Raw genomic sequence first — 16,346 nt, 5'->3', positions numbered from 1 at the left:
CCGGGTTTCGCGCACGTTGTGGAGAAGCCCCATGCGGATAACCTCGGCCCGTCTGTCGCTGGGGATTCCAATGATCGCGCAATGCGCGGGCGTGCGGCCCGAACCGCCGCACCCGCCGGCCATCCCATGAACGCGAGCCCGGGCTTCGGCTGGGTTGTGTTCGGCGGCGTCTTCGCGGCCGTCTGGCTGATCGGCCTGGTCTCGGGCGGCGTGCCCGTCGGCGGCTCCGTCTTCCGGCCGTGGATCGTGAGACGGCGCGACAACCCGCTGCTCTACGGCGCGGTCATGGTCCTGCTCGCCACCCTGGCGGCCTTGTGCGTCGTCAAAGGGCTGGAGCGGGGGCTCTGATCCCCCATCCGTATGTCCCGACGAAAGTCGGGACCCAGATTCATCCGGACCGGCACGCGGGCTTCACCTGGACCCCGACTTTCGCCGGGGCGCACGGGGATGGGAGCGATGCGCCCGCGAGAAGGAGGATGAGTACAGCGCCCCCGAGCAAAACACCGCTCACCGCCCCTCACCGCTTCAGCACCAGCACCAGCGGCCCCAGCCCCGTCTGGTCGTCGCGGCGGTTCAGGCCCGGCGCCCACAGGGCCGAGACGGTCCCGTCCAGGTAGAGCGCGTCGGGACAGCCCAGCTCGTCCTTCAGAAAACGGGCGAAGCGGCCGAACGACACCGGCCGGTCGCTGATCACGAACAGGGCCTGGCCGCCCTTCACGCCCACGCCGTTGCGCACCGCAAGCGAGGTCCCGTTGGGCATGACGCGCGGGTGCAGCGCGCCGCCGCTCACCAGCAGCGGCCCCGACTGGGTCGCCCAGCGCGGCTTCACGCCCGACGCGGCGAAGGCGCCGGTCTCGTCCACGTGCGGCGCGCCCGCGTCGTCGACCCAGAACACCCCGTTGGGGGCCAGGTAGAAGTTGCCCGCGCCCGCCGCCCGGTTCAGCGGGGCCCGCTGGCGGCCGGCCTCGACGAACAGGCCCACCGGCGCGCGGTCGGGCTCGTACATGCCGGCGTTCATGGCGAAGACGACCCGGCCGGCGTCTTCGCCCAGCGCCGTCTTCAGGGCCCGGAAACTCCCCAGCGGTCCGCCCGGCCCGTTCAGGGCCAGCCGCAGCTCGCCCTCGCCGGGTGCGTAGCGGCAGACCACGAAGCCGTCGCCCTCGAAGTTGGCCGTGCGGCAGGCGGGCTCAGGCGCCGGCGCGGCGGTCGAGGGCCCGACCGCCAGCCCCAGCACCGCTGTCAGCGCACCGGCCAGAAACGTGCGGCGCATGCGGCCCTCCCCTGCGGTCGCGCCACGCTAGCCGACCGGCGTTCCCGCGCTCAAGGGCGCGTCTTGGGGCCGCACTTGGCGCCCGCGCGCAGGCTTGATCTTCTGACGGCCTGGGTTGGGGGGGACGCAGGCATGTGGGACGGACTGGACCAGATCTTCCGCGCGGACGGCGCGGCGATCATGGCGGCGGGGGCGGCGCTGGTCGCCCTGCTCTTCCTGGCGTCGCGCGGCGCACGCCCGCCGCGGCGGCGCTGAGGCGCGGACCGGGAGCGCGGGTGAGCAGCGGGTCCGCGCCCCTCCCCCGTCCGTACGTCCCGACGAAAGTCGGGACCCAGCTTCATCCGCGACGGCTAGCGGGCTTCACCTGGGCCCCGACTTTCGTCGGGGAGAACGGGGTTGGGGCGATCACCCCGCGCCTCACGCCCCCCGCAGCGTCACGATCGCCTGCGACGCGGCCCGCTCGCCGGTCAGCCAGGCGCCGTGGGCGGTGGAGAACAGGGTCGGGTGGCAGGCCTCGCCGGCGAAGAAGATGCGCTCCTCGACGGGGGCGGCCAGGGCCTTGCGGGCGGCGCGGCGGCCCGGCCTGGCGTAGGAATAGGACCCGCGGGCCCACGGATCGGCGGCCCAGGCTGTGGCGGCGACGCCCTTCGCCCGGCTGCGGAAACCCGAGCCCAGCTGGGCGCACAGCTCCTCCAGCGCGAAGTCGTAGGCGGCCTGCGGCCCCGCCGCCTCCAGCCGGCGCGCCAGGTCGGCCCCGACGAAGGCCTCGATCAACGGCCGGCCGAACGGGCGCAGGTGATAGGCGCCGGTGTCGGTCGTGTCGGTGCGCCCCAGCATCTGGCTGTCGACCGGAAAGCCGTCCGGCTCGGCCAGGCGCAGCGTGATCTTGTCGGCCAGGCCCAGCGGCAGGCCGCTGGCGGCCTCGGCCTTCGCCGGCAGGGGCGGGTCGAAGCTGAGACGCCCCTCGGCCAGAGCCGGGGTCGGCACGGCGACGATCACCGCCTCGGCCTCGAGCGCGCCCAGGCTGGTCTGCAGGCGAAGCCTGGGCCCGGTGCGGTCCACCGTCGTGACCTCGACTCCGGTCTGCACCGGGGCGCCGGCGCCGGCGCGCGCGACCAGCGCGCCATAGCCCTCCACCACCCGCCAGTTCACCCCGTCGTCGTCGTAGGCGACGTAGTCCTGCAGCGACAGCGCCCCGAACGGCGCGCCGGAATACCAGGTCGCCACCGCGTCCATCAGCGGGTTCCAGGGACAGTCGGGGTCCATCAGATCGCCCGCCGCGCGGTCCTCCCCCTCGCGCGCGGCCGCCTCCAGCCGCTGCTCGAACCGGTCGAAGGCGGCGTGGAACTCACGTTGCGCCTCGAGCGGAAAGCCCTGGCCGCCGGCCTGGCCCTCCCACGGCGGGGGCGTCTCGTCGAGGGTGAAGCCCAGGTCGCGAGCCATGAGCGCGAACGGATTGCGGTCGGCCGAGTGCAGCCAGCCGCAGCCCATGTCCAGCGCAAAGCCGTCGAGGACCTGCGTCCAGGCCCGCCCGCCGATCCGCGGCCGAGCCTCCAGCACCAGGGTCTGCACGCCGGCGCGCGCCAGCGCCCGCCCGGCCGCCAGCCCCGCCGCCCCGGCCCCGATCACCGCCACCTCGACCGCCTGGCGCCACATGCGCCCTCAACGACTGCGGCGGCGTCGAGGTTCGCGGCTCGCCCCGGTGGCCGCCGCCTTCCGGGAAATCGACGCTTGGGTTGCAGCGGCGAAACAGAGGCGAAATTCCCGCGCAACAGCGTACGGCCACGCTGGGCATATGATCATCACCCGTCGCTTCGCTCTCACCGGTCTGGGCCTGTCCGCCCTGGCCCTTTCCCTCCCCGCCCGCGCCGAGGATCCGGCCGCGGCGGCCGAACAGGCGCTCGACGCCCTGGCCGCCGAGGGCCGGCTCTCCGGCGCGGCGCTGGCCGCGGTCGGGGGCCGGCCGGTGCTGCGCAAGGCGTGGGGCCTGGCCGACCGCGAGCGCCAGATCGCCAACCGGCCCGACACCCGCTTCAACCTCGCCTCGGCCGGCAAGCTGTTCACCACGGTCGCCATCGGCCAGCTGCTGCAGGAGGGCCGACTGTCGCTGGACGACCGCCTGTCGGACCACCTGCCGGACTTCCCCGCCGCCGTCGCCTCCCGGATCACGCTAGACCAGTTGCTGACCCACACCTCGGGCGTGGGCAGCTACTTCGGCTCGCCCCGCTGGGCTGAGGCGCGCGGGTCGATCCGCACGGTCGCCGACTACGTCGACCTGGTCCGCGAGGAACAGCTGCAGTTCGAGCCGGGCTCCCGCTACGGCTACAGCAACTCCGGCTTCGTGCTGCTGGGCGCGGTGATCGAGCGGCTGGACCGGCGCGACTACTACGAGAGTGTGCGCCGGCGCGTTTTCCAGCCGGCCGGCATGACCCGCGCGGGCTATCCCCTTCGCGACGAGACCGCCCCCGACCTCGCCATCGGCTACACCGACGGCTGCTTCATGCAGCCAAACTGCACGCCGAGCCCGTGGACCGACGCCCGCGGCCAGTGGAGCCGCGGCGGTCCGGCCGGCGGCGGGGCAGCCACGGTCGACGACCTGTTCCGGTTCGCCGCCGCGCTGACGGGGGGACGCCTCCTGAAGCCCGCGACCCTGGCCGAGCTCAAGGCCGAGCGTGGGCGCATGGACCGGCCCGGCGGCCCGATCGACGCCTACGCCGCGGGCTTCGGCCGGCTCACGGTCAACGGCCGCCCGACCTTCGGCCACAACGGCGGCACCCTGGGCGCGGCGGCTCAGCTGGACGTGTTCGAGGACGCGCCGCTGGTCCTGGTCGTTCTGGTCAACCAGGACGGCGCCCAGCGGCCCGCCTCGGCGCGCCTGCGCAAGGCGTTCGCGCCGGCGCCGGCCAGCCCTTCGTCAGGCTGAACGCCTCACCCGGCCTTCGCGCCCGCCGCGTGGTGGCAGGTGTCCTTGCCGTTCTCGACCAGGGTCTGCTTGTCGAAGTCGAACACCTGGGTGGAGACCAGGTCCATGGCCTGGCCGCCGGTGGTCCAGAAGATGTCGCGGGTCAGCACGTGGCCGGCCACCCGGTGGCGGGCGAAGCCCGATTCCATGCCCTCCTCTTCCTGGGTCTCGCCCAGGTGGGTCAGTTCGCTGGTGGAGATCAGTTTGCCGTCGCGGGTCAGCCGGTCGCCGGCCAGCTCGTAGGCCGCGGGCGCGCCGCCCTCGTTACAGGTCATGCGCAGGACGACGGCCGGGACGGCCGCCGGCGGCGTCTTGGCGGCCTCGCCCTGCACGGCCGGCGCCTTGGCGGCCGGCGCCGCCTTCTTGTCCTCGCCCCGGCCGCAGGCCTGCAGCGTCAGCGCCGCCAGCGCCAGTCCCAGATACACTTTCGCCTTCATGAGGCTCTCTCCAAATCCCGGGGCCGGCTCACGCCCGCCCGTTGAACGCCAGCTGGGTGATCCGCCCGGCCGTCACGTCGTACTCAGCGCCGAAAAACCAGGGACCGCCGTCGCAGACCATGATCGGCCGCGTCCGCCAGTCGTCGGCGTCCGACGCATTAGGCGGGAAAAAGTTGGCGTAAACGTAGCGGCGTCCGTCGCGCATCGCCACGACGTCCGCGGAAGGTCGATCGGCTCGCATGCTCAATCCAGCTCCCGCCTCGGACTCACGGCCCGAGCTTTATGCGCGGCCGTTCGAATAGCAACGCTCGTCGCCCCTGCGCCGGATTGGCCAACTCACCTTCTCCCGCGAGAAGACTGTTGAGAAATCGGCGCCCCCACTCGCCGTTTGCCCCGACGAAAGTCGGGGTCCAGGTGAAGCCCACAAGGCGTTGCGGATGAATCTGGGTCCCGACTTTCGTCGGGACAGACGGATTGAGAGCGGTTCCCAAGGTCTGTTGAGGCAGAAGGATCAGCAGGCCGCCTTCGCCGCCACCGTCAGCTTCACCAGGGTGGGCTCGTCGAGCCCCTCCACCTCCAGCTTCGGCTCGACCGGCGCCTGCAAAGGCACGACCGCCACGACGAGCCCGTCCAGCCGGATGGCCAGCCGCGCCGGCGCGTCTTCCGTTCCCGCCCAGGCCGCGAGCGCGCCGACGCCGGCGTCCTTCACGGTCAGGCGGACAGCAGGGCCCTCGCCCTTGCGCCGGACCCGCTCGGCCGTCTGAACCGTGTCGGCGCACAGCGGGTACGACCCCGCCCACAGGCCGCGCGAGATCAGCGCCTCCGCCGCGCTCAGCCGCGCCTCGGCCGCGGCGAAGGCGTCGGCCGCCCGCGTCTCCGAGGCCGCCGCGAACGCCGCGTCGCACGCGGGCTGCGAGGCGGGCGCGCTCCGCTCGACGGGATCGGGGCCGTAAAGCCCTTCGGCCCGCTCGTAGGCCGCCCAGAAGCGGGCCATGGCCGTCTCGTAGCGCCCCTCGCCGTCGGGCAGCTCGGCCAGGCAGCGGCCCAGGTCCTGCACCGCCCAGTAGCCCCGGTCCAGGTCCGCCCGGATCGGCGCGGCCTGCGCCCCGTGCGCCAAACCGGCCGCCGCCAGCAGAGCCGCGATCAGCGCCATGGAAAGCCCCCCTGTTTCACGCACAGTGGCGCCGGCGCGCGCGCCTCGCTAGCCTTGGCGCGTGTCACGCCCCGCCCGCCCCGACGAACGCGCCCGCGTCCATCCCGCCCGCGCCGCCTGGGAGTTCCTGGACCCCGTGCTGGTGGACTGTCCCGCCTGCGGCGCCTGCGCCAGCGTGCGGGTGACCGAGCCGCCGGCCGAGGACCGCTATCGGCGCCTGACGTTCGGGGCGCGGCGGATGACCTGTTCGCGCTGTTCAGCGGTGCGCGAGCAGCCGGCGACGGAAGTCTCCAACCCGACGCTGGGCCTGCCCCTGCGGCTGGTCGCGCCGACCCGGCACGGCGAACTCGTCTTCTTCAACCTCGAGCACCTGGACTACGTGCGCGCCTACCTGGCCGACCGGGTGCGCGCCGAGAGCTTCACCGAGAGCGGGCCGCGCAACACCTCGGTGTTCTCCCGCCTGCCCGCCTGGGCCAAGCGCGCACAGGCCCGCGACGAAGTGCTGGCCGCCATCGACAAGGCGCGCGCGAAGGCCGCCTGACGTCCCGGCCCGCGGGGCGCCGCGGGCCGGTTCCCGTTCCTAGTGCTTCAGGCCTACTTCTTGGCCGGCTCGACCGGCGCGCCGGCGGGCGGGCTCGCGCCCTGCCCCGGAGGCGTCGGGCCGCCGGCGCCGAGGTCGGCGGTGGGCGCGCCCGTGCTCTCGACGACCGAGCCGCGGTAGTCGACCGAGACCGGCACGCTCTTGCCGTTCTTCATGGCCTTGCCGGCCCAGACGCCCTGATCGTTCTGCACCAGCTCGGTGACGTCGGTGTAGCCGGCCTTTTCGATCGCGCCGCGGGCCTGGTCCTCGGTGAAGGAGTTGGCCCCGGCGGCGGTGCCGGTGTCGGAGGTCGGGCTGGTGTCGACAGCCGGGTTGCCGGGCTTCTCCGAAGGCTTGCCGCAGGCGGCCAGCAGGGCCAGGCCGGCGAAGGCGACGGCGACGGTGCGCATGGGGTTTTCCTCCTTTGGCTGGCGCGAAAACGGGCGAGACGGGGCGCTGTTCCGGAACGCGGGCGGAAACCCCGCCCCCGAGGCGCTCGTTTTCCAGCGGTCGGCGCCGAGACCTCGATGAGCCGTTCCAATCGCCGCGCTATCCAGGTGGTCACCGCGGCGTTGCGTCAGGCGCGGCGCGCCTACGAGGCCCCGGCGTGGCTGCGCAACCTCGCCACCGTCGGCATCGTGGTCGCCACGGGACTGGTGCACTACGTCCTGCGCGGCCCGCTGCTCGGCCATCCGTTCCTGCTGTTCTTTCCGGCGATCATCCTGTGCGGCTTCCTGTTCGGCCGCGGGGCGGGCCTGCTGGCCACGGTGATCAGCGTCGTCCTGGCGCTGCGGTTCGTGCCGCCGCTGCAGAGCTTCGCGATCCTCCGCGAGCAGGTCTTCGCGGTCACGACCTTCGCCGTCACCGGCGCGGCCTGCGCCCTGGTGCTGGACGCCCTGCACGGCGCCGCGACGGCCGCGACCGAACGCGAGCAGGCCCTGGCCCGCAGCCTCGCGGCCCTCGCCCAGTCCGAGCGCCAGAAACAGCGGCTGCTCGACGAACTGGGTCACCGGGTGCGCAACGACCTGGCCGCCCTGGCCGGCAGCCTGGCCCTGGCGGCCCGGCGCAACCCCTCGGCGGCGGGCGCCCTGACCGCGGCGGCCAACCAGGTGCGCGTGCTGGGCCGGGTGCACGCGCGCCTCAGCCAGGCCGGCGACGAGATCGTGGTGGACAGCGCCGACTTCCTGACCGCCCTGGGCCAGGATCTGGCGGCCATGCCGCTGGGCGAGGCGCGGGTGCGGATCAGCGTCGAGGCCGCCCGCGTGGCCCTGCCGCTCGACGCCGCCACCGCGCTCGGCCTGATCGTCAACGAGCTGGTCACCAACGCCGCGAAGTACGCCTTCCCCCAGGGCGAGGGCGCGGTGACCATCACTCTTCGGGCCGGCGACAACGGCTGCGTGCTGGCGGTGGCCGACGACGGCGTGGGCCTGGGCGGCGGCGCGATCCGCGGCACCGGTCAGGGCACCCGGATCGTCGATGGCCTGGCGGCCCAGCTGGGCGGGACCTTCGACCGCCGCGACGGCGCGGTCGGGACGGTGGCCACCGTCGCCTTTCCGGTCCCCGGGGCGAGCCCGCTGGCGCAGGACGCCGCCGACCGCTAGCCTCCCCTCGGGACAGACGGGGCGGCGGCATGCGCGCGATTCACATCCTGGGCGGGACGCTCGCGGCCTTGGCGCTGGCCGGCGCGGCCCAGGCCTGCACGACCATCGCGCCCAGCGCCGTGATCGAATTCGCCGAAGGCTCGGCCGAGCTCGACGCGGTCGACCGCGAAGAGCTGGCCGCCTTCCTGGGCCAGGCGCAGGCGATCAGCCCCGTGCCGTGGCTGAAGCTGCGGGTCTTCGCCGACCGGCCCGGCGCGCGCGATCCGGCGACCTGGACGGCCGAGGACAAGGCGCTGGCCACGGCGCGCCAGAAGTCGATCACCGACGCCGTCATGCTGATGGGCGGTACGCTGCCCGACCCGACCGTCGTCGGCGTCGCCCCCGACGGGGCCGAGACCCGCACCGGCGCGGACGGCGTCGCCCGCAGCGGCCGCGCCCTGATCGAGGTGGAGCTGCCGCCCCAGCCGCCGCGCAAGGACGACGGCCGGCCGGTTCCGACGTGCTGAGGCTATAAAACCTCCCCTTCTGGGGAGCAGGCGCCCGCAAGCCGCCGTGGGATCGCATCCAGCCTGCAACGCAGGCCGGCGCTCATCACCCCACCCGCTTCCAGTACAGCCGCGTGCCCACCAGGCCGCCGTGGGGCTTCAGCGCGTAGTCAGGGATCTCGCCGGCGTAGGTCCAGCCCAGGCCCTCGTAGAGGCCGGCGGCGCCGCCCTCGCTGGCGGTGTCCAGCACCAGCATCGAGCGGCCGCGCTCGACAGCCAGCCGTTCGGCCGCGCCCATCAGGGCCGCGGCGATGCCGCGCCCGCGCTGGGCCACGCGCACCATCAGCTTGGCGATCTCGCCCCGGTGCGGCTGGTTGGGCGGGCAGTCCAGGTGCAGCGTCACCGTGCCGGCCAGCACCCCGTCGTTGAACGCCCCCAGCACCGCCCGCTCGCCGCGCGCCGCCGCCGCCAGCGACCCGGCCCAGAAGACGTGGGCGGCCTCGCGCGTCAGCGGGTGCATGAAACTCACCGAGCCGCCGTGGGCCACCGTCTCGACCAGCAGCTCGGCCAGGCCGGCGCGGACCGCAGGGGTGTCGGACAACGGGCGGATGACGATCACGGCGGTCAACTCCGGGACAGGGCGACGAGATAGATGCAGGGACGGTCGGTTTCGTTGGTGTAGGTGGTGTCGGCCGGCTGGCCGAAGGCGAGAGCGTCGCCGGCGCGGAGCGTCCGCCGCTCCGCTTCCTCGAGGACCGTCAGTTCGCCCTCGATCAGCCACACCACCGGACGGATGCGGGCGTAGGACGAGGCCGGCAGGGTCACGCGCGCGCCGGCCGGCAGCTCCACCCGCACCAGCTCGACCGGGTGGTCGGGCCGGGCGAACACCTGGCGGCGCAGGTAGCCGGTGGCCGGATCGCGCCAGGTCGGCTGGTCGGCCGCGCGCGACAGCAGGCCTCCGTCGGCGTCCGCCTCGGCCCGCACGAGAAGGCCGGCCAGGGTCAGGTCGAAGGCCACGGCCAGCCGCACCAGCACGGTGGCGGTCGGGCTGGTCTCGCCGCGCTCGATCTTGCTGATCATCGCCTTGGACACGCCCGAACGCTGGGCCAGCTCAGCCAGCGACCAGTCCCGCGCCGTCCGCTCCAGGCGGATCCGCCGGGACAGCCGCGCGCCAGCCTCGTCGACGATAGTGTCCATGCGTCTCGTATAGTGGACGAGTCGGTCGGGCGGCAACTGCCATGGCCCTGGCGCGCAAGGGGCGTGAGAGTGCGCGCGCCTGCGTGGCGTTGCTGGGTCCCCGCTCCGCGCTACGACCGGGATGACGGATCTGGTTAGGGCTCCGCCCCCGCCCGCTCTCAGGGTTCCCCCGATTGGCCGCCGTCGCGCCCGGGCGCACCTGTGGCGCGACCCCGCGGCGGAGACCTCCCATGACCCAGAACCTCGGCACCGGCTCCGGCTCGCAGGCGGAGGCCGCGCGCGTGCCGCCCACCCGCGACGTCGCGGCCGAGCACGCCTGGCTGGGCACCGAGACCCTGCAGACCCGCATGGGCGACTTTGACTTCGTCGGCGGCTATCCGTCGGCCGACACCGCCGCGCGCCTGCGCGAGGCGCTGACCTTCAACCGGGCGGTGGAGGCCTATCTGGCCCACATGCCGGTGGTGTCCTGGTTCAGCGTCTGGCGCGGCGTGGCCCAGGCGGGGCCCGGCGCGCCGAACCAGCTGGTGCTGTGGGAACGGCTGATGGACGCCGACACCCTGCTCCTGACCAGCAACACCGAGACGGTCTACGGCTTCGCGCCGGTCGACCTGGCGCGCGACGGCCCCGTGGTGATCGAGGTGCCGCCGTCCATGCTGGGCGGCATCGTCGACCTGTGGCAGACCCCGATCGTCGACCTCGGCCCGATCGGCGTGGACAAGGGAAAGGGCGGCAAGTTCCTGCTGGTCCCGCCCGACCACGCCGACCGCATCCCCGACGGCTACACCGTCCTGCGCTCGCCGAGCTATCGCGTGACCCTGGGGGTGCGCGGCTTCCTGGTCGACGGCGAGCCGGACAGGGCGGCCGAGCTGATCCGCGGCGCCCGCATCTATCCCCTCACCGAGGCCGACGAACGGCCGCCGCTCGCCGTGTTCAACGCCTCGCACCAGCCGGTCGACACCCTGTTCAGCGACGACGCGCGCTATTTCGACGACCTGGCCGAGATCGTCGCGAGCGAGCCGGAAGACCGGTTCAGCGACGCCGAGCGCTTCCGGCTGGCGGCGCTGGGTATCCAGAAGGGAAAGCCGTTCAAACCCGACGCGCGCCGGCGCGACCTGCTGGACGAGGCGGCCGGCTTCGCCTCGGCGGTCGCGCGGGCGAACAGCTTCGACAACGCCGACCCGCAGGCGCGCTACTACCCCGACCGCCGCTGGGAGCGGCTGTTCATCGGCGGCAGCGCCCGCTTCGACAGCAAGGGTTTCGTCGACATCGACCAGCGCTCAGCCTTCGCCTACGTCGCCATCGGCATGTCGCCGCAGATGGTCGAGAAGCACGTCGGGGCCGGCTCCCAGTACCTGGCCACCTACCGCGACGCCGACGGCGCGCACCTGGACGGCGCCAGGAGCTACCGCCTGCACGTGCCGGCCGACGTCCCGGCCATGGCCTTCTGGTCGGTGGTCGCCTACGACGCCGACAGCCGCTCGATCCTGAGGAACGGCCAGCCCTTCCCCACGGTCAGCAGCTACACCGGCCCCAAGGCCAATGCCGACGGCTCCATCGACATCTGGTTCGGGCCTGAGCCCCCGGCCGGCGGGGCCAACTGGATCCAGACCGTCCCCGGCAAGGGCTGGTTCGCCCTGTTCCGCTTCTACGGCCCGACCGAGGCGTTTTTCGACGCCAGCTGGAAGCCCGGCGACGTCGAGGCGGTTGAGACGGTGCACTGACGGAACGCCGCCATGACCCTGGCCGAGCTGATCCCCCTGCTGATGAAGGCCAGCGTCGCGGCCATGGTGATCGCGATGGGGCTGCAGGCCGACCGGGGCGAGCTGACCTGGCTGCTGCGCCAGCCCGGCCTGCTGGCCCGCTCGCTGGTCTCGATGATCCTGATCGCGCCCGTGCTGGCGACCGGCGCGGCCCTGGTGTTCCGGCTGACGCACATGGCGGAGGTGATGCTGGTGGCGCTGTCGCTGGCGCCGGTGCCGCCGCTGCTGCCGCGCAAGCAGAAGAAAGCCGAGGGTCGGGAAGCCTATGCGCTCAGCCTGCTGGTCTGCGCCGCCGTGGCGTCGATCGTCTCGATCCCGATCTGGGTGGAGGTGGTGGAACGGGTGGCGGGGGTGCCGCTGCGGATGACCGCGGCGGCGGTGGCGAAAATCGTGCTGGTCACGGTGCTGGCCCCGTTGGCGGTCGGCGCGCTGGTGCGCGTCCTGGCCCCGCGCTTCGCCGCCGAGCTGGCCCGGCCGCTGTCGACCCTGGCGCTGGCGGCGCTGGCGCTGGGCCTGCTGGCGGTGCTGGCGAAGGCCTGGCCCGCGATCATGGCCCAGGTCGGCGACGGCACCCTGCTGGCGATCGTCGCCTTCGTGGCGCTGAGCCTGGCGGTCGGCTGGGCGCTGGGCGGCCCTGAGCCGTCCGACCGCACGGTGCTGGCCCTGTCCACCGCCACCCGTCACCCCGGCGTCGCCCTGGCCATCGTCAGCGCCAACTATCCCGGCGAGAAGGGCGCGGCCGCGACCCTGCTGCTGTTCCTGCTGGTCGGCGGCGTGGTCTCGGGCGTGTGGCTCGCGGTGCGGAAGCGCCGCGCGAAGGGCTAGATCCCCGCGCTTTTCGGTAGCCCCGCCTTCGAGGAAAGGCCCCGGCGCGCCGCTGGATTTCGTGCCCGGCCGCGTGGGCCCGGCCCCCTCGCCCACGGGGTGATCCCCCTTCCCGCGCCCCGCCGTCCCTGCCAAGCTCGCCCGGACGAACGCGGGAGGGCGAGATGGCGCGGTGGGCGGACGGACTGACCTGGTGGCTGGCGGGGTGGAAGCCCGGGCCGCGGCCGGTGGTCGGGGCCGTGATCGCGCTGCTGCTGACCGGGGCGATGGCCGCCCTGTGGATCTGGCTGCCGGTGCTGTGGGGCCAGTGGGTGATCCTGCAGGTGATCGGCGACCTCCTGGAGCGCTGGGGCCTGCGCCCCGGCTGGCGGGTGACGCTGTACATGCTGTGCCTGGCAGGCTCCGTGGGCCAGGCGCTGATCGCGACGACCGACCTGTTCACGCCCGGCCTGGTCCGCCTGCGCTGCGCCATGCGCGCCCTGGCCGACGCGGCCTCGGCCCTGTTCGCGCCGGCGCTCGCGCTCGGCTTCGGCCTGAACCCGCTGCATGTCCTGGAGCCCGGCTTCCAGCTGGGCGCCTGGATCGCGGCCGGCCTGTTCGCGGCCGGCGCCCTGCAGCTGATCCGCGCGCTGGCCAACCTGCGCCAGGCCATGCGCCCGCAGCCGCTCGCGGCGGCGCCGGCGGCGGCCTGAACACGCTTTCACCCCCGGGCTTGTCCCGGGGGCGAGGCTGAAGAGAAGGCCCACAGAAGAACGGGGCGCCCCTTGGAGCGCCCCGTCTTGGATCAGCGGTTCCGGCTGCCGCCGCCGCCGCTGCTGCCGCCGCTGCCGCCGCCGCCACCCTTGTGCTGATCCATGTAGCTCTGCGTGTGGTGGTGGATCTGGCCCTTTTCGTCGCGATACTCGCGCGCCTTCAGGTCGGACTGGGACTGAGCTTCGGTCCGCTGGCCCTGCTGCTGGCCGCGCTGCTGGCCGCCCTTGCCGCCCTGCTTCTGACGGTTCGGCATCACTTACGCTCCACAGAAACCGTGCGCCCCGAGCGCACCCGCACGAAGCGTGCGCGCACCCCCGCCCGTTCCAGCGAAGCGGCGGAAAACTTGAAACCGCCGTTTTTCGAACGCCGGGACGCAAGCCCCGGAATCAGCACAGCATCACGCCCGCACGAGGGGTTCGCGGAGAGTTCGGCGATGAGGGCGATGGTGGCGGCCGGCGTGCTCGCCGCGGCGGTGCTGGGCGGGTGCGTGAAGAAGGAAGAAGCGGCCCCGGCCGCGGAGGGACGCTATCAGGGCGTCGGGGCCTACGAACCCGGCGAGGTGTGGCCCCAGATCGCGCGGGCCGAGGCCCCGACCGACCCGGCGGCGGCCGTCACCGAAGACGACGAGCGGGTGATCGTCGTCGTCGACAGCACCACCGGCGAGATCCGCCAGTGCGGCAGCTACAGCGGTTTCTGCATCTCCATGAACCCGTGGACCAAGCCGGGCGCCGAAGGCCAGCCGCCGGTCCGCCTGGACGCGCCGACCGCGCCGGTGACCATGACCAAGCACGCCGAGGATCTGCGCAAGGAACGCGAGGCGGAAGCGGCGAAGGCGGGCTAGGTTTCACGCCCCCTCTCCCAGTCGGGAGAGGGAGGGGCCCGCGCGCCGTCAGGCGCGTGGGAGGGTGAGGGAAACGGGAGGGCGCAGATCCAGGCACCGAACCCCGCACCGCCTGTAACCCCTCATCCTCCCACGCCGCTTCGCGGCGCGGGCCCCTCCTTCTCCCACGGGGAGAAGGGTTTTCAGCAGGTGGCCCCTCCGCTACCCTGAGCGCATGGATCCGAACGCGCCCCAATCCGCGCGCCTGACGCGGCGAATTCGCCGCCCGGCCTGAACGCCGGGCCGGGACGCCTTTTCGTCGCCTATTGTTCGAGATCCGGGCCGCGCGCTGCGACGCGCCGCCCATTCAATGCGAGCTCCGCATGACCCCCACCCTGCACCTGCTGTGCGGCAAGATGGCCGCCGGCAAATCCACCCTGGCCGCCCGCCTGGCCGCCGAGCCCTCCACCGTGCTGATCAGCGAGGACCGCTGGCTGAAGCACCTCTACCCCGACGAGATGCTGAGCGTGGCCGACTACGTCCGCGGCGCCGCCGGCCTGCGCGGCCCGATGGGCGAGCACGTCTCGGCGCTGCTGGCCGCCGGCCTGTCGGTGGTGCTGGACTTCCCCGCCAACACGCCGGCCAACCGCGCCTGGATGCGGGGGCTTTACGAGGCCGCCGGCGCCGCCCACCGCCTGCACCTGCTCGAGGCCGACGACGCCCTGTGCAAGAGCCGCCTGCACGCCCGCAACGCCGCCGGCGCCCACGAATTCGCGCCGACCGAAGCGGAGTTCGAGCTGATCACCAGCTACTTCGCGCCCCCGACGCCGGAGGAAGGATTCGAAGTGGTGGTGTGGCGGCAGGCTTAATCCCTCTCCCGGTCGGGAGAGGGAGGGACCCGCGCGCTGCCAGGCGCGTGGGAGGGTGAGGGAAACGGGAGGGGGCAGGACGAAGCGCCGAGCCCGGCAGCCGTCCGTAACCCCTCATCCTCCCACGCCGCTTCGCGGCGCGGGCCCCTCCTTCTCCCGCCGGGAGAAGGGCCTACTGACTGTTCTGCGGCAGGCCGTCGGCGATGTCGTAGTAGTCGCCCTTGTCGGCGGTGAAGATGTGCTTGGCCAGGCGCGTGCCGGTCGGCGTCTCGAAGGCGCCCATGGCCACGGCGATCTTGTCCCGGCCGATCGGGTCCCAGAACAGGAACGCGCCGCAGGTCGAGCAGAAGCCGCGGCGCACCTTCTCGGAGGCCTGATACCAGCTCAGGTTCTCGGCCCCGTCGATCTTCACCCGCTCGCGCGGCAGGTCGGTGGAGGCCCAGAAGTGGCCGGACTGGCGGCGGCACTGGCTGCAGTGGCAGGCGTCCGGCTGGGCGAGCTCGCCCTCGACCTCGACCCGGACCGCGCCGCAGAGGCAGGCGCCCTTGTGCATGCGAGTTTCCCCTTCGTTAGGGGCGCGCCCCGCGCCCTCCCCGGCTTCGATCTCCCGGCTGAACGGGCGCCGGTCGGCCGATCGAAGTCAAGCTCCCCTCTCCCCTTGCGGGAGAGGGAGGGGCCCGCGCCGGAGCGTAGCGAAGGCGTGGGAGGGTGAGGGGTCGCGCGACCGTTCAAATCTACCGTGGCGAAGGTCGGACAGCTCGCGCGCCCCTCACCCTCCCGTCGCTTCGCGCCGGGCCCCTCCCTCTCCCGCAAGGGGAGAGGGAACGCGTTTGAACACCTGCGGGCTAACCGCCTCCAGCTCCGGCGTCTCAGGCAGACGCTCGTGCGTGCCGATCACCAGCCAGCCGCCCGGCCGCAGCCGCTCCACCAGCGCCGCCAGCACGCGGCGCTGCAGCGGCTCGGCGAAGTAGGTGAAGGCCAGATAGCGGCAGAGGATCAGGTCGAAGGCCCGCTCGGGCATGGCCGCGCGCAGGTCCTGGGCCGCGAAGTCGACGCCGGCGCGGTGTTCGGGCTTTAGGCAGGCCTCGCGCCCCCGCCGCTCGAAGGCGCGCTCGACCAGGCCCGGGGGCAGTTCGCGCAGGCTGCCCGGCGCATAGCAGGCCTGCCGGGCCCGTGCGATCATCGCCGGGTCGACGTCGGTGGCCAGCACGTTCAGCGGCGCGCCGGGCACGACCTCCAGGTCCCACAGCACCCGCACCGTATAAGCCTCCTCGCCCGAGGCGCAGCCGGCCGACCAGGCCTCGGCCGCCCGCCCCTCGGCCTGGGCTCGCGCGGCGACGTCGGGCAGGACCTCGCGGCGCACCGCCTCGAACACCCCGCGGTCGCGGTGGAAGCGGGAGATGGTGATCCGGCACATGGTGTCGAACACGGCCCACTCGGGCGGATCGGCCTCCAGCCGCGCGCGATAAGCCGCCAATCCGTCCAGCCCGAGCTCGGCCACACGCCGGTGCAGCCGCCGGCACACCTGGCGGCGCACCTTGCGAAAGCCCGCCCAGCGCAGGTCGATGCGGGGCAGCGCCCACTGCAGGAAGGCCGCGCATTCGCCGTCGTTCACGCCCCCGAGGCTCCGCCCG

Annotated in this window: 22 protein-coding genes; 11 read left to right on the top strand and 11 right to left on the bottom strand. The window is 73.5% G+C overall.

Features of this window, described 5'->3' with window-relative positions; translation table 11 throughout:
- Window positions 1–81 precede the first annotated feature (81 nt).
- Window positions 82–348: a hypothetical protein gene (locus tag H8B08_RS06290; RefSeq protein ID WP_187449347.1), complete on the top strand. Its 267-nt coding sequence runs from the start codon at window positions 82–84 to the stop codon at window positions 346–348.
- 169 nt (window positions 349–517) lie between these two features.
- Here the strand turns inward: H8B08_RS06290 and H8B08_RS06285 are convergent, their stop codons facing one another.
- Window positions 518–1,270 carry a phosphodiester glycosidase family protein gene (locus H8B08_RS06285; protein WP_187449346.1) on the bottom strand — a complete coding sequence of 251 codons (753 nt, stop codon included), beginning with the start codon at window positions 1,268–1,270 and terminating at the stop codon, window positions 518–520.
- Between the two features lie 132 nt (window positions 1,271–1,402).
- On the opposite strand from H8B08_RS06285, the gene H8B08_RS19105 reads away from it, so the two are divergent.
- Window positions 1,403–1,525: a hypothetical protein gene (locus H8B08_RS19105; RefSeq protein WP_255500695.1), complete on the top strand. Its 123-nt coding sequence runs from the start codon at window positions 1,403–1,405 to the stop codon at window positions 1,523–1,525.
- 162 nt (window positions 1,526–1,687) lie between these two features.
- On the opposite strand, the gene H8B08_RS06280 is transcribed toward H8B08_RS19105, so the two are convergent.
- Entirely contained in the window at window positions 1,688–2,926 is a 1,239-nt protein-coding gene (locus H8B08_RS06280) for an NAD(P)/FAD-dependent oxidoreductase (RefSeq protein WP_187449345.1), read from the bottom strand.
- A gap of 139 nt (window positions 2,927–3,065) precedes the next feature.
- Between H8B08_RS06280 and H8B08_RS06275 the strand changes: the two genes are divergently transcribed.
- The gene (locus H8B08_RS06275; RefSeq protein WP_187449344.1) at window positions 3,066–4,193 is read left to right on the top strand and encodes a serine hydrolase; all 1,128 of its coding nucleotides are present in this window, start codon (window positions 3,066–3,068) and stop codon (window positions 4,191–4,193) included.
- A 5-nt stretch (window positions 4,194–4,198) separates the two neighbouring features.
- Here the strand turns inward: H8B08_RS06275 and H8B08_RS06270 are convergent, their stop codons facing one another.
- The 3 genes from H8B08_RS06270 to H8B08_RS06260 all read right to left on the bottom strand — a co-directional run bounded on the left by H8B08_RS06270 (window position 4,199) and on the right by H8B08_RS06260 (window position 5,822).
- On the bottom strand, window positions 4,199–4,669 hold the full coding sequence (locus H8B08_RS06270; protein ID WP_187449343.1) for a hypothetical protein: 471 nt from the start codon (window positions 4,667–4,669) through the stop codon (window positions 4,199–4,201).
- 28 nt (window positions 4,670–4,697) lie between these two features.
- Entirely contained in the window at window positions 4,698–4,910 is a 213-nt protein-coding gene (locus tag H8B08_RS06265) for a hypothetical protein (protein ID WP_187449342.1), read from the bottom strand.
- Between the two features lie 270 nt (window positions 4,911–5,180).
- A complete protein-coding gene (locus H8B08_RS06260; RefSeq protein ID WP_187449341.1) occupies window positions 5,181–5,822 on the bottom strand; it encodes a hypothetical protein in 642 nt (213 codons plus the stop codon).
- A gap of 61 nt (window positions 5,823–5,883) precedes the next feature.
- On the opposite strand from H8B08_RS06260, the gene H8B08_RS06255 reads away from it, so the two are divergent.
- Window positions 5,884–6,363, top strand: coding sequence for a hypothetical protein (locus H8B08_RS06255; RefSeq protein ID WP_187449340.1), 480 nt, complete (start codon window positions 5,884–5,886; stop codon window positions 6,361–6,363).
- Window positions 6,364–6,416: 53 nt separating this feature from the next.
- Here the strand turns inward: H8B08_RS06255 and H8B08_RS06250 are convergent, their stop codons facing one another.
- Complete coding sequence (locus tag H8B08_RS06250) at window positions 6,417–6,812, bottom strand: hypothetical protein (protein ID WP_187449339.1); 396 nt, start codon at window positions 6,810–6,812, stop codon at window positions 6,417–6,419.
- A 117-nt stretch (window positions 6,813–6,929) separates the two neighbouring features.
- Between H8B08_RS06250 and H8B08_RS06245 the strand changes: the two genes are divergently transcribed.
- Together H8B08_RS06245 and H8B08_RS06240 are read left to right on the top strand one after the other, a co-directional pair.
- Entirely contained in the window at window positions 6,930–8,003 is a 1,074-nt protein-coding gene (locus H8B08_RS06245) for a sensor histidine kinase (protein ID WP_187449338.1), read from the top strand.
- Between the two features lie 29 nt (window positions 8,004–8,032).
- Entirely contained in the window at window positions 8,033–8,509 is a 477-nt protein-coding gene (locus H8B08_RS06240; RefSeq protein WP_187449337.1) for a hypothetical protein, read from the top strand.
- A gap of 85 nt (window positions 8,510–8,594) precedes the next feature.
- Here the strand turns inward: H8B08_RS06240 and H8B08_RS06235 are convergent, their stop codons facing one another.
- Together H8B08_RS06235 and H8B08_RS06230 are read right to left on the bottom strand one after the other, a co-directional pair.
- Entirely contained in the window at window positions 8,595–9,107 is a 513-nt protein-coding gene (locus H8B08_RS06235; RefSeq protein ID WP_222934342.1) for an N-acetyltransferase, read from the bottom strand.
- A 5-nt stretch (window positions 9,108–9,112) separates the two neighbouring features.
- Window positions 9,113–9,685 (bottom strand): XRE family transcriptional regulator, encoded by a 573-nt coding sequence (locus H8B08_RS06230; RefSeq protein ID WP_187449336.1) that lies wholly within the window; start codon window positions 9,683–9,685, stop codon window positions 9,113–9,115.
- Between the two features lie 230 nt (window positions 9,686–9,915).
- On the opposite strand from H8B08_RS06230, the gene H8B08_RS06225 reads away from it, so the two are divergent.
- The 3 genes from H8B08_RS06225 to H8B08_RS06215 all read left to right on the top strand — a co-directional run bounded on the left by H8B08_RS06225 (window position 9,916) and on the right by H8B08_RS06215 (window position 12,962).
- Entirely contained in the window at window positions 9,916–11,406 is a 1,491-nt protein-coding gene (locus H8B08_RS06225; protein WP_187449335.1) for a DUF1254 domain-containing protein, read from the top strand.
- Window positions 11,407–11,418: 12 nt separating this feature from the next.
- Complete coding sequence (locus H8B08_RS06220) at window positions 11,419–12,270, top strand: bile acid:sodium symporter (RefSeq protein ID WP_187449334.1); 852 nt, start codon at window positions 11,419–11,421, stop codon at window positions 12,268–12,270.
- Window positions 12,271–12,434: 164 nt separating this feature from the next.
- A complete protein-coding gene (locus H8B08_RS06215) occupies window positions 12,435–12,962 on the top strand; it encodes a hypothetical protein (protein ID WP_187449333.1) in 528 nt (175 codons plus the stop codon).
- 92 nt (window positions 12,963–13,054) lie between these two features.
- On the opposite strand, the gene H8B08_RS06210 is transcribed toward H8B08_RS06215, so the two are convergent.
- A complete protein-coding gene (locus H8B08_RS06210; RefSeq protein ID WP_187449332.1) occupies window positions 13,055–13,276 on the bottom strand; it encodes a hypothetical protein in 222 nt (73 codons plus the stop codon).
- A 180-nt stretch (window positions 13,277–13,456) separates the two neighbouring features.
- Here H8B08_RS06210 and H8B08_RS06205 point away from each other — a divergent pair, with 180 nt between their 5' ends.
- On the top strand, window positions 13,457–13,864 hold the full coding sequence (locus H8B08_RS06205; RefSeq protein ID WP_187449331.1) for a hypothetical protein: 408 nt from the start codon (window positions 13,457–13,459) through the stop codon (window positions 13,862–13,864).
- A gap of 362 nt (window positions 13,865–14,226) precedes the next feature.
- Window positions 14,227–14,712 carry an ATP-binding protein gene (locus H8B08_RS06200; protein ID WP_187449330.1) on the top strand — a complete coding sequence of 162 codons (486 nt, stop codon included), beginning with the start codon at window positions 14,227–14,229 and terminating at the stop codon, window positions 14,710–14,712.
- A 172-nt stretch (window positions 14,713–14,884) separates the two neighbouring features.
- On the opposite strand, the gene H8B08_RS06195 is transcribed toward H8B08_RS06200, so the two are convergent.
- Both H8B08_RS06195 and H8B08_RS06190 read right to left on the bottom strand, forming a co-directional pair.
- Window positions 14,885–15,265 (bottom strand): GFA family protein, encoded by a 381-nt coding sequence (locus H8B08_RS06195; RefSeq protein WP_187449329.1) that lies wholly within the window; start codon window positions 15,263–15,265, stop codon window positions 14,885–14,887.
- A 216-nt stretch (window positions 15,266–15,481) separates the two neighbouring features.
- On the bottom strand, window positions 15,482–16,327 hold the full coding sequence (locus tag H8B08_RS06190) for a CheR family methyltransferase (RefSeq protein WP_187449328.1): 846 nt from the start codon (window positions 16,325–16,327) through the stop codon (window positions 15,482–15,484).
- Window positions 16,328–16,346: the final 19 nt, after the last annotated feature.

It is taken from the genome of Caulobacter sp. 17J80-11 (genome assembly GCF_014349105.1).
Taxonomy (GTDB): domain Bacteria; phylum Pseudomonadota; class Alphaproteobacteria; order Caulobacterales; family Caulobacteraceae; genus 17J80-11.
This window is presented reverse-complemented; position numbering and strand designations above follow the sequence as displayed.

Excerpts from the sequence above, each read along its gene's own strand:
- H8B08_RS06290 (WP_187449347.1), top strand. The coding sequence starts at position 82 with ATGCGCGGGCGTGCGGCCCGAACCGCCGCACCCGCCGGCCATCCCATG.
- H8B08_RS06285 (WP_187449346.1), bottom strand. The coding sequence starts at position 1,270 with ATGCGCCGCACGTTTCTGGCCGGTGCGCTGACAGCGGTGCTGGGGCTG.
- H8B08_RS19105 (WP_255500695.1), top strand. The coding sequence starts at position 1,403 with ATGTGGGACGGACTGGACCAGATCTTCCGCGCGGACGGCGCGGCGATC.
- H8B08_RS06280 (WP_187449345.1), bottom strand. The coding sequence starts at position 2,926 with ATGTGGCGCCAGGCGGTCGAGGTGGCGGTGATCGGGGCCGGGGCGGCG.
- H8B08_RS06275 (WP_187449344.1), top strand. The coding sequence starts at position 3,066 with ATGATCATCACCCGTCGCTTCGCTCTCACCGGTCTGGGCCTGTCCGCC.
- H8B08_RS06270 (WP_187449343.1), bottom strand. The coding sequence starts at position 4,669 with ATGAAGGCGAAAGTGTATCTGGGACTGGCGCTGGCGGCGCTGACGCTG.
- H8B08_RS06265 (WP_187449342.1), bottom strand. The coding sequence starts at position 4,910 with ATGCGAGCCGATCGACCTTCCGCGGACGTCGTGGCGATGCGCGACGGA.
- H8B08_RS06260 (WP_187449341.1), bottom strand. The coding sequence starts at position 5,822 with ATGGCGCTGATCGCGGCTCTGCTGGCGGCGGCCGGTTTGGCGCACGGG.
- H8B08_RS06250 (WP_187449339.1), bottom strand. The coding sequence starts at position 6,812 with ATGCGCACCGTCGCCGTCGCCTTCGCCGGCCTGGCCCTGCTGGCCGCC.
- H8B08_RS06245 (WP_187449338.1), top strand. The coding sequence starts at position 6,930 with ATGAGCCGTTCCAATCGCCGCGCTATCCAGGTGGTCACCGCGGCGTTG.
- H8B08_RS06240 (WP_187449337.1), top strand. The coding sequence starts at position 8,033 with ATGCGCGCGATTCACATCCTGGGCGGGACGCTCGCGGCCTTGGCGCTG.
- H8B08_RS06230 (WP_187449336.1), bottom strand. The coding sequence starts at position 9,685 with ATGGACACTATCGTCGACGAGGCTGGCGCGCGGCTGTCCCGGCGGATC.
- H8B08_RS06225 (WP_187449335.1), top strand. The coding sequence starts at position 9,916 with ATGACCCAGAACCTCGGCACCGGCTCCGGCTCGCAGGCGGAGGCCGCG.
- H8B08_RS06220 (WP_187449334.1), top strand. The coding sequence starts at position 11,419 with ATGACCCTGGCCGAGCTGATCCCCCTGCTGATGAAGGCCAGCGTCGCG.
- H8B08_RS06215 (WP_187449333.1), top strand. The coding sequence starts at position 12,435 with ATGGCGCGGTGGGCGGACGGACTGACCTGGTGGCTGGCGGGGTGGAAG.
- H8B08_RS06210 (WP_187449332.1), bottom strand. The coding sequence starts at position 13,276 with ATGCCGAACCGTCAGAAGCAGGGCGGCAAGGGCGGCCAGCAGCGCGGC.
- H8B08_RS06205 (WP_187449331.1), top strand. The coding sequence starts at position 13,457 with ATGAGGGCGATGGTGGCGGCCGGCGTGCTCGCCGCGGCGGTGCTGGGC.
- H8B08_RS06200 (WP_187449330.1), top strand. The coding sequence starts at position 14,227 with ATGACCCCCACCCTGCACCTGCTGTGCGGCAAGATGGCCGCCGGCAAA.
- H8B08_RS06195 (WP_187449329.1), bottom strand. The coding sequence starts at position 15,265 with ATGCACAAGGGCGCCTGCCTCTGCGGCGCGGTCCGGGTCGAGGTCGAG.